Here is a 13,013-nt window from a genome sequence, read left to right on the forward strand (position 1 = left end):
TGCAGCCAATGGCCGTGACCATCGATGACCCGCACGCGGTGCGGACCGGCATCGCTCCACGACCAGAACGCGACACTGCGCATGTCTTTCGTCGCGCCGGGAGCGAAATTCGGCGCGCGTTTCGTGAATTGAGTTCCCTATTATCCACGAGAAAAAGCAGAAGACGCTTCAGACTTGTGTGCGGCGCTTTGCGGGATTCTGGACATTCGCCGCAGGTGCCCAGGTTCTTTTCGCGGTCGCAGATCCACCGACGTGAAGGGCGGTAAGCCGACCGATGCAGGTGCGGCATTGCTCCCGCAGAAGTTCACTATACCGGCCGTTCACACGATTTACCGCACCGAGCCCGACATGCTTGCCCACTTGGAAGGGGCGGTCGGTCGTCTTGAGGATAGGAATCGCAGGCTTCTCCGATCAAGCGAATTTCGCGCGCACGTTTGGCCGCGCCGTCGGAACGCCCCCGAGCAGCTTCCGCGCAGATTTCCGAGATATTGAAGGCGCGAATGCGCTCAAGAGATCAACCGGACAGCCGATCCAGGCAACATGATCAGCTATCGAAAACTGAGCAACAGCAATTGTCCGGGAAGCGAGTTTTCTCACCCGGCAGCGAACCATCTGGCCGAGGAAGTGACAGCTTGCATATTGTTCGATGTCGATCTATATAGACCGACATCGAACAATAAGGAGCCAACATGTCACTCTCACGTCGGAAGATGCTCGCGCTGGTTGGTGGTGGCGCGATCCTGGCCGCAGGCGGCACCCTCGGTCATACCGTGACGCGGCAGCCAAGGACGGCCAGTCTCCCCTGGAAGCAGGCCGGTGGATACGATGATCCACGCAAGCGAGCCCTTTCGTGGGCGCTGCTCGCACCCAATCCGCATAACCGGCAGCCATGGATGGCAGACTTGTCAGACGCGGGCATCGTTGCACTTCATGTCGATCGCAACAGGCTGCTTCCACACACCGACCCCTACAACCGGCAAATCACCATTGGCCTTGGCTGTTTTCTCGAGTTGCTGCGGATGGCAGCAGCCGAGGATGGCCAGCGCGTCGACATCACCCTTTTCCCACAGGGCAGTGACCCAGCAATGCTGGATCAACGGCCGGTGGCGCGCATTGTCTTTACGGAGGATGTCGGCGTTGTACGTGACCCATTGTTCGCCCAGGTCCTTGGTCGACGCTCGAACAAGGAACCGTTCGACACGACCCGTGCGGTCGATGTGGCAGCGATACCGCGGATCGCCGCTGCGGCGACCAATGGGACGCGTTTCGGTGGCACGGTGGATGCGTCCGAGGTTGCGGCCTGGCGGGCGCTGACGCGCGAAGCCCTTCGAATCGAAGTTGAAACACCCCACACTTTCCAGGAAAGCGTCGATCTGTTCCGGATCGGGCGGTATGAAGTCGATGCGAACCCAGACGGCATAGACTTTACCGGACCAATGTTCGAAACACTGCGCCTGACCGGTCTGTTCACCCGCGCCGCGGCCATGGACCCGGATTCAATGGCCCACCGTTCGGGGCTGGATGCAGTCTTTGCCAACACGGACACCGCAATGGGGCACCTCTGGCTGGTGACAGAAAGGAATACCAGGATCGATCAGATCGCGACCGGTTCCGACTGGTTGCGCGTGAACCTCGCCGCGACCGCAGAAGGGCTCGGGTTTCAACCGCTCAGCCAAGCCTTGCAGGAATTTCCTGAAATGGCCCAGCCCTATGCGGAGGTCCATGAACGGCTTGCACCCGAAGGCGGAACCGTTCAGATGCTGGCGCGGATAGGTTACGGCCCTCAGGTTGCGCCCAGCCCGCGCTGGCCGCTGGAAACAAGGATCGTGGATGTCTGAAAGCGCCCTACCCGTCTATTTCCGCCTTTTCAACGAGATCGGGATCATCGAGCAGCTGTCGCGCGCCCTGTTCGAAGCCCGGCTACCGCCGGGTTTCGTTCTGCCGCAGTTCTCTGTTCTGAACCACCTCGTGCGGGTCAAAGACGGGCAGACGCCCATGGCCCTGGCGCGCGCGTTCCAGGTGCCCAAGACCTCGATGGCGCATTCCCTCTCGGTGCTGGAAAGCGCGGCCTTGATTGAGTTCCGCCCGAACCCGAAAGATGGCCGCTCCAAACTGGTCTACATCACCGAAGCGGGCCGCACATTCAGGCAATCGGCCATCGACGCGCTCGAACCCGATATCGCGCGCATTGCCGCAACCATCCCGCCCGAACGCGCCGCCGAGTTGCTTCCCGGTCTGGAAGCTCTGCGCAAGTTCCTCGATACCGACCGCGACAACTGACGCATCCGTCCGATGTTCGATGCTCGCGCTGACTGTCGGACTACAAGGGATGCGCATGCAAATGCAGAACAATCAAAAGGATGCAAACACCATTGCGCCACCAAACGAACTTGATCGCCGAGAAGGGCGCCGACCTGTCAAAAGTTATGTGGTATTTGCCCAAGGATCAGTTCGCGCAGATAATCCGCGTCATCGCTCTTGGCGATTACCCCCGGAAGGTCGACCACCGTCTCGGTCATCGTGCTCTCCTTCGTTGTCGTCGGTCTTTGAACAACCTCAGACCACGAAGAAGCATAGTGGCCGCCAGCCCCGGCCGCGCGCTGCGCTACGCCATAGGCTTCGCGCGCGGCCTGCTCCTACACCACCCCGCGGGGCACTGCTGTCAAAGCGCCTACGCGTGCGCACACGCCGCAAGTCCGACACGAGGGCGGAGAGCTGTCGATCGCTGCGGGGGGAGGGAATATTCGCTCCGTGCTTCAATAATTTTCGTCCAGGTTGGCGCGATCGTTCAAGACCGCTGTTCATCCACACGTTATCTCCCGTTCAAACCACGAACGGGAGTCACTCATGTCCTTCAATCTAAATGGTCAAAGCCACGACATCCCACCCGATTGGGCCGATGAGCCACTGCTGTTTCTGTTGCGCGAACATTTCGCGTTGACGGGTGCGAAGTTCGGCTGCGGGGTCGGCATTTGCGGGGCCTGCACGATCATTATCGACGGATTGCCCGCGCGCGCCTGCATCACCCGGGCCGGCGACGTGGACGGGCTGAGCGTCCGCACGATCGAAGGGCTGGCCGAGAGGGATGCTTTGCATCCAGTTCAGCAAGCTTGGCTGGACTTCGGTGTGCCGCAATGTGGCTATTGCCAGGCCGGGCAGATCATGGCGGCGGTCGCGCTGCTGGTACAGGTGCCCGATCTTTCGGATGACGATATCGATGTGGCGATGGACGGGAATCTTTGCAGGTGTGGCACCTATCCGCGTATTCGCGCCGCGATCATGTCTGCGGCGGAGCGTGTCTGATGCGCCGGCGTACGTTTCTCGCGGCTGCCGCAGGTGGGCTGGTTGCGCTGATTGGCGCGGGGGTCGGTGTCTGGAGCCAGGTCCCAGTCATTCCCAAACGTCCCAATCCAGACGCTGAAACGGCGCTTGGCTGGATCGCACACAGGGATGAGCGTTTTACCCTGTCCCTGCCGCGCGCCGAGATGGGGCAGAACATCGCGACCGCGTTGAAGCAGATCGCTTGCACCGAACTTGGTGCCGAATGGAACACGGTCGATGTGGTGCTGCACGCAACCGACATGCCGCGTGTCAAGGCGACGGTGGGCAGTGAATCGGTGATGCTGTTCGCCGAACCCTTGGCACAGGCATGCGCCGCCTTGCGCGATGCCTTGGCGGCTGGACAGGTTGCGGGTCAGGTCCGCGTCACGCCCCGGCCTATGGCCGCGTTGCGCGCGCTGCGCGCCGGTGGCCTGATCGGTGCCAGCCCCGAAATCACCCAAGGCCGCGGGATCGTGACTGGCGCGCCACTTTATGCTGCCGATATGCGCCTGCCCGGAATGCTGTTTGGCCGCGTGCTGCGGGCCCCCGCCTCGGTCGAAGTACCGTCTGGCCCCTTACGCTGGAACCTTGACGCTGCGCGCGCGATCCCGGGTTTTGTCGCGGTAATCGAGGATTGCGGCCCGCCCATCGGGCAGGCGCAGGGGCTTGGCGTTGTCGCGGCCCGTCCCGGCGCACTGGATGCCATCGCGGAGGCTTTGGGGGTGCACTGGTCCATCGCAGGCCCACATCCGCGGTCTGACATCGCGCGGGTTATCGACGTTGATGCCCGTCTGTCCACAGGGACACTGCCACATGCGGTTTTGGATGGCGCGCCGGACGATGGGCCCTGGGATGTCGACCTGCGCGTCGATGTTCCCATGGCGGCCCACGGACCGATCGAGCCGCGCGCGGCCTTAGCATCATGGCAGGACAGCGCGCTGCGGGTCTGGGCCGGAGCCCAGGATGCCTTCTATGTCCGTGATTTTCTCGCCGATGCCTTCGGACTGTCGGGCGAGGCGGTCTCCGTGCAATCCTGCCGGATCGGCGGGGCATTCGGCGGCAAGACGATTTGCACGGTAGAGGCCGAGGCGGCGGCGCTGACGCTGGCCACCGGAAGCCCCGTCAAGGTGCAGTGGACGCGGGCGCAGGAATACGCGTTGGGGTTCCATCGCCCGCCATCCTCGCACCGGATCAGGGCGCGCGTGGCGCAAGGCCGGATCACCGATTGGGATCACGCCCAGATGAGCTCGCACATCTTGTTCACCGCCGCGGTCGTGCCGTCGTGGATGCAGCGCGGGACAGACATTTTTGCTGGCGACGGTGGCGTGGCGCGGGGCATGGTCGCCCCCTACGTCCTCGGCCGCGCCCGCGCGGCCTATGACATGGTGCGGTTGCCCGTGCATGCCGGCCCATGGCGCGGGCTGGGTGCCGGGCCAAACGCACTGGCCATCGAAAGCGCCATCGATGAGGCCGCGCGGGTGGCCGGCGTCGATCCGCTTGCGTTTCGTCTTGCGCATGTTGCCGACCCGCTTCTGACGGCGGTTCTTGAGCGGGTGGGTGAGATCGCAGCCTGGGGCCGTCCGCTTGCGTCGGTCGAGGGTCTGCGTCTGGGGCGCGGTGTCGGCTGCGGCACCTACAAGGTCACCAGCCATGCGGCGGCGGTGGCCGATGTTTCCGTCGACAGCCGAGGGCGGGTGCGGGTCACCCGGCTGTGGTGTGTCCATGACTGTGGGCTCGTCATCAACCCCGATCAGGTTCGCGCGCAATGCGAAGGCAATCTGATCTGGAGCCTTGGCATGGTGCTGACCGACGATCTGCCCACCGCAGCCGGGCATGTCACAGCCCAGAGCTTTGCGGATGCCCCGATCCCGCGCATGACTGATGTACCGGCCATTATCGTTGATCTGATCCAGAGTGACCGCCCGCCGCAAGGTGCGGGAGAAACCGCCATAGTCGCCGGCCCTGGTGCCATAGCCAATGCGATCCGAGCGGCGACGGGACAGCGCCTGGTGCGCTTTCCGGTTCGGACCGAGGATCTGGCGACATGAGAAGGCAGAGTTCTGGCCACCCACACCTGTTTGGACGCGAGTGGCTGCGAGCGCCGCTGCGTGTCGGAGCCGTCGTCCCTTCAAGCGCGAGGCTTGCAGATGCCATAACGCAAGGGCTGACGGCTACCTGTGGACCTGTGGTCGAACTTGGTCCCGGCACAGGAGTATTCACGGCTGCACTGCTGCGACGCGGGGTTTCCCCGGCGCACGTCGCTGTCATAGAGGCGAGCGAAAACTTTGCCGCCGCCATGGCGCGGCGCTTTCCACAGGTGGCGGTGATCCATGCGGATGCCGCGCGCGTCCGATACCTCTCGCCCTTTGGTCCCGGCGGTGTCGGCTTGGTCATCTGCGGTCTGCCGCTGCTGTCAATGCAGCCGACCAAGGTGCTACGAATCTTGGCGGGGTGCATGACGGTTCTCAAACCAGATGGCGAACTTCGCCTGTTCACCTACGGGCAGCGGTGCCCGATTCCGTCCGCGATGCTTGCCCGTCTCGGTTTGGTGACGCAGCGCCGAACCTTCGTTCCTTTGAACATTCCACCCGCTTCGGTCTATGCTGTTTTCCGAAAGGAGCAGAGCGCATGACGAGAACAGTCGATGGAACCGATTTTGCCTCGGCTGCGATGATGCGCCTGGTCGCGGCGGGGCTGTCACGGCAGGGTATCTCTATCCCGGTGCCGACGTCCTCGACCGCGCATGTTTCACTCATGGCCAAGCGTGATGTGCTCGGCGAGGTCCTTGCAAGCCATGGCCCACTGGCCATCCTGTCCATTGCAGACGCCGCGCGGTCGATGGCACCAGAGCCTGTCGTGCAGGCCCTCACCTGTTCAAAGGACATGCCTGACCTCATGGACCGGTGGCACCGGCTGGAACGCTTCAGCCATGGGCGACATACGATTGCGGCAGAGCAGCTTGGCGCGGACTGCTTTCGCCTGACCCATCAAGCGCGAGACGATGGCCCGCCGCCAATTCTGGCGGAAACCCTGTTGGTGCTCGGACTTCTCACGGTCCTGGCCGAAATGATAGGAACGACGGATGTGACGCTGGCCAATGCGACAGGCGAGGTCTGGCGCAGCCTTGGCAATTGGCAGAGCCCAAATATGACGCAAAGGATCGGCAGCGTCATCCTGACGACAGCGGGCAAGCGCAAGACCGCAGTTGGTTCCGATGCAAGTCTGGACCCTGACCCGGTTTCATGCCTGCGAAACCGCTTGGTCGCTGACCCGGTGCGCCGCTGGACGGTTGCCAGTCTCGCCGCCGAAACTGGTGCCTCGCCCCGTACATTGCAGCGTCGTCTGACCGAGAGGTCGGTCTCTTTCTCCCGGCTTGTAACAGAGGCAAGGGTCGAGGTTGCGGCAACTCATCTGTGTAATGCAAACGGTCCTGCGCTGGCAGAGATTGGCTTCATCGCGGGATTTGCAGATCAGGCTCATTTTGCACGTACGTTCAGCCGCGCTGTCGGTAGGACACCCAGTGGCTACCGTGCGGACTTCGGCCAGTAGCTGATAGTAAACCGGCTCACCTGCCTGCCCTGACCGCCAAGCCAAGTTTGCAGAATGGGTGGTCGCCGTTGCGGACACTCAGGCTTTGCTGACTGAACGACCGCTCTGGGCCGACCTTACGCGCAACCAGTTCCCAGAACCCATACTTGCGGCGGTGTTTCTGCTTGAGCGCTTCAACGAATTGCGCATGCACGGGGAAGCTGCCGTAGTCGTCGATGACGTTATCGCATGACGGGCATTCGGCGAGATGGCGGGCGGCGTAGCGGTGTCGCTTGGATTTCGCGCCATCCAGGGTGTCCTGAACCAATGACCAGCTCGGCGAGCCTTTCCGCGCTCATCTTTTCGAGATTTGCCTTTTTCAAGGTCTTCTTGGACATCATGGAAGCTAATGGTCGACATTGCCCAACATCGTCAGTAGCAGCAACTATGTCCTGCCGATCGGGGAACGCTTCGGCCATGGATTGTGTTCAACGACCCAGATGCGACCAAGTTTTCATTTGGGGAGTTCTGCCGCCAGGTCAGACGCCGCGCCACCTTGGTTCTCGCTTTTCCTTGAAGGCCAGCGGCCCCTCGCGGGCGTCACTCGAAATGCCGACCTTGGCCCAGAGCGCATCGTTGAGTTCCCAGAGGTCGTGCTCGGCCGAGGCTGCGCGAGAAAGAGCGAGCGAGGCGGCTACGCCGAGCGGCGCGTTGCGGGCAATGCGAGCCGCAAGCGCGACGGCCGCGTCGAGCACCTCCGATTTCGGGACGACCCGGTTGACGAGGCCGAGACCGAGGGCCTCTTCCGCGGGAAGGCGGTCGCCGGTCAGGGCAAGCTCCAACGCGCGTGTGGCCGGTATCCGGCGGGCGAGGCGGAACGGGCCGCCGGCACAGGCGAAGAGCCCGACGCCAACCTCCGGCAGCCCGAAGGCGGCCGTGTCGCTGGCGATGATCAGGTCGCAAGCGAGCGCAAGCTCGCAACCGCCAGCCAACGCAGGGCCGTTCACGGCGGCAATCACTGGCTTCGTCCGCGGAGCGTTCACGAACCCTGCGAAGTGGCCGTCGCCGAAAAGGATCGCCTCGCCGTCACCGTCGAGGAACGCCTTCAGGTCCATGCCGGCGCAGAACACGTCGCCGGCGCCGGTCAATATGCCGACCCGTGCATTCTCGTCGGCTTCGAATCGCGAAAGGTTACTCCGCAGAGCGCCCGTCATTTCGGCATCGACCGAGTTGCGCTGCGCCGGGCGGTTCAGCGTCAGGATCGCGGCTGGCCCGCGGATATCGTAAAGAACGGAATCGCTCACGGTGAAGCTCCTTCTGCTGAAGAATTGCACCATTCGGTGCACCCTTGGACGAACGCACCGCCAAGGCCCTCGACCGCCATCCGGACCCGTTCGACCAACGCGCCATGCGGCGCACGCAAATCAAGTACAGCGCGCAGAGATTGGTGTGCCCCGCGGGAGACCGGTAGCGGCCTGAAATCTTGCTCAAAGATGCGCCGGGTCACGCCAAGATCCGAGCACAGCCCGAAAACGTACTCGCCCGGGGCGGTGACGGCGGGTACCCCGCAGCCGTCCGCCGCCGAGACACCGGCCATCGCGCCACAGCCGAGGCAGTTCCGGAGCATGCTCGGATGGGCGATGCAGAGCATCATGTGGCTGCGTCGTCGTGAAGGAATTCGATGAGGGCCGCGGAGTTCATCGCCGGATGTCAGCGCCCGGAGAAGGCGGGCGCGCGTTTTTCCAGCAACGAATCGACCGCCTCCGCATGGTCCTCGGTCTGATGGCATGCGCCTTGGTAGGCGGCGGCAAGCTCCAGCACGATATCGAGCCGGGTATTCAGTCCCTCGCGAAGCAGACGCTTGGCCATCCGAAGCTGGCGCGGCGGGTTGACCGCGATGCGCGCGGCAAGCACGCGGGCCTCAGGAAGGAGGTCGTCGGGCTCCACCACCGTGGATACGAGGCCCCAGGCAAGCGCGGTCTCCGCGTCCACCGGCTCGCCGGTGAAGGTCATCTCCGCGGCGCGGCTGAGGCCGATTTGGCGAGGCAGCAGCCAGGCGCCACCATCGCCGGAGATCAGCCCTACCCGCACGAAATTCTCGGCGAAGGTAGCGCGGGTCGAGGCGATGCGGATGTCGCACAGGCAGGTCGTGTCGCAGCCCGCGCCATAGGCCGGCCCGTTGACGGCAGCGATCAGCGGAACCTCGCATTCCCACATCGCCTTGGCGAGCTGCTGGATGCCGTTGCGATAGCCGTCCTTTGCGTCGATCGCGTCGCCGCCGAAGATCGAGGACTTCTCCTTCATGTGCTTGAGATTGCCGCCTGAGGAAAAGGCCTTGCCCGCCCCGGTGACGATGGCGCAGCGCACCGAGGGATCGCGGCCGATCCGGTGCATTGCCGCAACGATGGCGCTGCACAGGTCCATGTCGGTCAGCGCGTTGCGCGTGTCGGGCATGTTGAAGGTCAGGGTGACGACATGGCCGTCCTGATCGTAGAGTAATTTCTCGGTCAAGGGTTCGGGCTCCTTCATGTCGCGGCGGCGAGAAGCTCGCGCTTCAACACTTTGCCGCTTGGATTGGTCGGCAGCGCATCCATGAAGTGGTAGCGCTTCGGCCGCTTGTAAGGCGCGAGGTCTTCGCTCGCCTTGCAGAACGCGTCGAGATCGGCAGCCGTGAGTGCCGCGTCGGAGGCGACGATATAGGCCGCGACGATCTGGCCCCATTTCTCGTCGGGCAGGCCGAGGACCGCCGCCTCCTGGACGCCGGGGCACCGATACAGAATCTCCTCGATCTCGCGCGGGTAGATGTTCTCGCCGCCCGACACGATCATGTCGTCGGCGCGGCCGTGAAAGGTATAGAAACCTTCCTCGTCTTTCGAGAACAGGTCACCGGTATAGATCCAGCCCGCCTTCAGCTTTTTCGATGTCTCGAAGGGGTTGTTCCAGTAGCCGGTCATCGCCTGGGGGCCGCGCACGATAAGCTGGCCGACTTGGCCCGGTGGCAGGGTCGCAGACGGGGCAGCGCCCGGCGCGGGGTCGATCACCCGGCATTCAGAGATCAGCGTTGGTTGACCGCAGGAGCCAAGCTTGCGCAGGGCGTCCTCGGGGTGGAGGACCAGGGTCAGTGAGGCCTCGGTCATGCCGTAACCGTTGAAGATGTTCGGGCAGAACTCCTCAATCACCCGCTGCATCACCGCCGAGGCGATGGCGGCCCCACCGGTCGTGATCAGCCGCAACGAACTCGTGTCGATTTCGCTAAAGCGGGGATGGAACAGCATTTCCTGGATCTGCGTCGGAACCGCGAAGAGCGTGGTGATGCGCTCGGAGGCAATCATGTCGAGCGTCTTCTCCGCTTCGTAGCGGCCGAGCACGACATTGGTGCCGCCGACCATCAGATGCGGAAGGAAGTAGGCCTGCATGCCGCCCACATGGTAGAGCGGCGCGATGTGCAGCGCGATATCGGTGTGCTTGAGCCCGTATTCCATCACGCAGTTCATCGCGATGGCGACGTCGTTGGCATGAGTGTGGATCACACCCTTGGGTCGGCCGGTAGTGCCGGAGGTATAGACAAGCGCCGAGATGTCGGTGCCGGCGGGGATCGGGCGGGGCTCGTCGCGGTCGAGTGTCCCCTCCGCCAAGGTCTCGAAGTGGTGATGGCCTTCGGGCACGTTCGCGGGATCGTAGGCACAGCTGATGAGATCGTGCACCGAGCGGGTCTGCGCGGCAATCTTGAGCGCGTTCTCGGTCAGATGGCGACCGTAGACCAGCACCCTCGCGCCGCTGTCCTTGATGATGAAGGCGGCCTCGCCGGGACTGAGGCGGAAGTTCAGCGGCACAGCGACAGCACCGAGGATCTGGCAGCCGAAATAGGTTGTCACCGAATTCTCGGAAGTCGAGATGTAAAAGGCGACCCGGTCGCCGGGGCGGACGCCGAGGTCGGATAGCGCTTGCGCGAATCGGCGCACGCGGGCGTGCCAGTCGGCGAAGGTCCACCGGCGGTCCTCATAGACCAGCGCTGTGTGGTTTGGGAAGCGTTCGACCGAGGCTTCGAGAATGCGCGCAATGTGCATCGGATGGTCCTCAGAGGTTTGGTTTGATCGCCGGCATCTCGCGCGCGGCTATGAGATATTTGGCCATCTCCGACGAGCCGCCGACAATGGGCAGCGCGCGGGCATCGCGGTAGATCTGCTCGGCACGGCCGAACTGGCGCGTCACGCCGTCACCACCGAGGATCTGCACTGTGCGGTCGGCGCAGAACACCGCCGTCTCGGTCGAAACCAGCTTGGCCTGTGCCGCCTCCCGCATCAGCTCCTTGCCGTCCATGCCGGCGTCGTACATCTTTGCCGCGCGGTAGGTGAGCAGTTCCGCCGCGTCGATGCGCCAGCTCATCTCGGCCACCATGTCCCAGATGAGCTGCTTCTGGCCGAGCTTCTGTCCGAAGACCACGCGATGCTGCGCATGCTCACGGGCGATGTCGAAAGCCGAGCGCGCGACGCCAAGGCCCGAGCCGCCGAGTATCGCACGCTCGAAGTTGAAGGCGCCGAGCATGATGCGGAAACCGGCGTTTTCCTGGCCGAGCAGGTTCGCCTCGGGCACCCGAACGGCGTCGAAGGCGACCTCGCCCACGACGCAGCCCCGCCGTCCCATGAAGTCGTAGGTGCGGGGGAACGACAGGCCGGCGCTGTCGGCCGGCACCGCGACCGCCGACATGCCCTTCTGGGGGACGACGTCTGGGTCGGTGATGCCCCAGACGATGTAGATGTCGGACTTGGTCGCGTTGGAGATGTAGCGCTTGAAACCGTCAATCACCCATTCGCGAGCGGGCTTGTCAAAGCGGATACGCGTCTCCATGCTGGCGCTGTCGGAGCCGACGTTGGGCTCGGTCATGCAGACCGAGCCGATCGCGCTGCCCTCTAGGATCGGGGTGAGATACCGCTCGCGGATTTCGGGGCGCGCGTGCGCGTGCAGCGGATAGGCACAGGAGAGCGCGGTGGCGATGGTCGTCTCGAATGCGTAGTTGAGATAGGCAGCCTCTTCCGAAAGCATCGTGGCGTGGGTAAGGCCGGGCTTTGACAGAGCTCCTTCGTAGAGATCGCGAAACATCAGCTTCATGTAGCCGGCCGTACCGAGCGCGCGCACGACACGCCTGACCGCCTCCCAATCCTCGTCTCGCTCGATCGCCGCGGCATGGGGGGCAAGCTCGCGCTCGAGGAAGTCGCGGATCTCGGCCCGAAAGGCGCGATCCTCGTCGGTCAGAAAGAAATCTCGCATGGTCGCCTCACTTGCTGTCGCCGCGCACGAATTCAGGCACGCCGAGCGTCTCGATAAGCCGCGTCATCTCGCGGTGCACCAGACCGATGTTACTGTCTCGCACCGTTGGCAGAAGGTGGCGGGCCCGGCGCACGTCGTGAAAGTCGAGCTCCGCGGTAATCATTTCCTCGCCGGCGCCCGCCACCGCGACCTCGCGCCCGAAGGCATCGACGATCCGCGAGCCACCCCAGAAGGTCAGATCGCGCTCGATCCCGACGCGGTTGGCCATGATCGCCGGAGCGCCGTACATCATCGCGTAGAACCGCATGGTCAGCGCCCAGCCGCCGGGATTGTCGAAGTCGATCCCTACAGCCTCGACGCCGGAGCTGACCGGACAGATCAGCAGCGACGCTCCGTGCAGAAACGCCAGATGCGTCAGAGACGGGTTCCACACATCGGCGCAGATCAGCAGCCCCGCTGCCCAGTCATCGTCAAGTACGCAGTTGTCGACAAAGCGGCCGGCGGCGTAATGCTTGCCCTCTTCCAGCCGGCCGTAACTCGGCAGGTTGACCTTGCGGTGCAAGTAGGCGAGCTGGCCATTGCGAAGAACGGCGGACGCATTGTAGAACTGCGCGCCGCGCCCTTCTTCGATGAAGCCGACGACTACCGGCATGTCACCGGCCGCCTCGGCGAGTTGGGATAGCCGCGGATCGCTGCGTCGTATCGCACTCGCAAGGAGGGTTTCGACGCCGAAATGCCCGGTCAGGGAAACTTCCGGCATCACCAGGAGATCGAGGCCCGCCGCCCGCCCCTCAGCGATCCAGGAGAGATGCGCCTTGAGGTTGGCGTCGACGTCGCCGATCGCGCTGGCGAACTGCGCGACGCCGACCTTGAGGTAGCGGGCCATTGGCAAAGAT

The 13,013-nt window shown here is 63.8% G+C and carries 12 protein-coding genes; 6 read left to right on the plus strand and 6 right to left on the minus strand.

The window, feature by feature from the left end; genetic code table 11:
- Positions 1-689 precede the first annotated feature (689 nt).
- The 6 genes from IM708_RS16240 to IM708_RS16265 all read left to right on the plus strand — a co-directional run bounded on the left by IM708_RS16240 (position 690) and on the right by IM708_RS16265 (position 6,870).
- Positions 690-1,838, plus strand: coding sequence for a twin-arginine translocation pathway signal protein (locus IM708_RS16240; protein WP_209427633.1), 1,149 nt, complete (start codon positions 690-692; stop codon positions 1,836-1,838).
- A complete protein-coding gene (locus IM708_RS16245; protein ID WP_209427634.1) occupies positions 1,831-2,280 on the plus strand; it encodes a MarR family winged helix-turn-helix transcriptional regulator in 450 nt (149 codons plus the stop codon). Before IM708_RS16240 ends, IM708_RS16245 begins: the two co-directional genes overlap by 8 nt.
- 567 nt (positions 2,281-2,847) lie before the next feature.
- A complete protein-coding gene (locus IM708_RS16250) occupies positions 2,848-3,303 on the plus strand; it encodes a (2Fe-2S)-binding protein (protein ID WP_209427635.1) in 456 nt (151 codons plus the stop codon).
- The gene (locus IM708_RS16255) at positions 3,303-5,369 is read left to right on the plus strand and encodes a molybdopterin cofactor-binding domain-containing protein (protein WP_209427636.1); all 2,067 of its coding nucleotides are present in this window, start codon (positions 3,303-3,305) and stop codon (positions 5,367-5,369) included. Before IM708_RS16250 ends, IM708_RS16255 begins: the two co-directional genes overlap by 1 nt.
- Before the next feature lie 137 nt (positions 5,370-5,506).
- Positions 5,507-5,953 carry a methyltransferase domain-containing protein gene (locus IM708_RS16260; protein ID WP_209427637.1) on the plus strand — a complete coding sequence of 149 codons (447 nt, stop codon included), beginning with the start codon at positions 5,507-5,509 and terminating at the stop codon, positions 5,951-5,953.
- Complete coding sequence (locus tag IM708_RS16265; RefSeq protein WP_209427638.1) at positions 5,950-6,870, plus strand: AraC family transcriptional regulator; 921 nt, start codon at positions 5,950-5,952, stop codon at positions 6,868-6,870. Before IM708_RS16260 ends, IM708_RS16265 begins: the two co-directional genes overlap by 4 nt.
- 16 nt (positions 6,871-6,886) lie before the next feature.
- On the opposite strand, the gene IM708_RS16270 is transcribed toward IM708_RS16265, so the two are convergent.
- From IM708_RS16270 to IM708_RS16295, 6 genes are all read right to left on the minus strand, one after another.
- On the minus strand, positions 6,887-7,177 hold the full coding sequence (locus IM708_RS16270; RefSeq protein WP_209427639.1) for a DUF6880 family protein: 291 nt from the start codon (positions 7,175-7,177) through the stop codon (positions 6,887-6,889).
- Between the two features lie 211 nt (positions 7,178-7,388).
- Positions 7,389-8,153: a crotonase/enoyl-CoA hydratase family protein gene (locus IM708_RS16275; RefSeq protein ID WP_209427640.1), complete on the minus strand. Its 765-nt coding sequence runs from the start codon at positions 8,151-8,153 to the stop codon at positions 7,389-7,391.
- Positions 8,154-8,559: 406 nt separating this feature from the next.
- Positions 8,560-9,360 (minus strand): crotonase/enoyl-CoA hydratase family protein, encoded by an 801-nt coding sequence (locus IM708_RS16280; protein ID WP_209427641.1) that lies wholly within the window; start codon positions 9,358-9,360, stop codon positions 8,560-8,562.
- A 14-nt stretch (positions 9,361-9,374) separates the two neighbouring features.
- On the minus strand, positions 9,375-10,916 hold the full coding sequence (locus tag IM708_RS16285; protein WP_209427642.1) for a long-chain-fatty-acid--CoA ligase: 1,542 nt from the start codon (positions 10,914-10,916) through the stop codon (positions 9,375-9,377).
- Between the two features lie 10 nt (positions 10,917-10,926).
- On the minus strand, positions 10,927-12,117 hold the full coding sequence (locus IM708_RS16290) for an acyl-CoA dehydrogenase (RefSeq protein ID WP_209427643.1): 1,191 nt from the start codon (positions 12,115-12,117) through the stop codon (positions 10,927-10,929).
- Positions 12,118-12,124: 7 nt separating this feature from the next.
- Positions 12,125-13,003, minus strand: a complete 879-nt coding sequence (locus IM708_RS16295) for a nitrilase-related carbon-nitrogen hydrolase (protein ID WP_209427644.1) — start codon at positions 13,001-13,003, stop codon at positions 12,125-12,127.
- Positions 13,004-13,013: the final 10 nt, after the last annotated feature.

Source organism: Pararhodobacter sp. SW119 (assembly GCF_017811755.1).
In the GTDB taxonomy this organism is placed as follows: Bacteria; Pseudomonadota; Alphaproteobacteria; order Rhodobacterales; family Rhodobacteraceae; genus Pararhodobacter.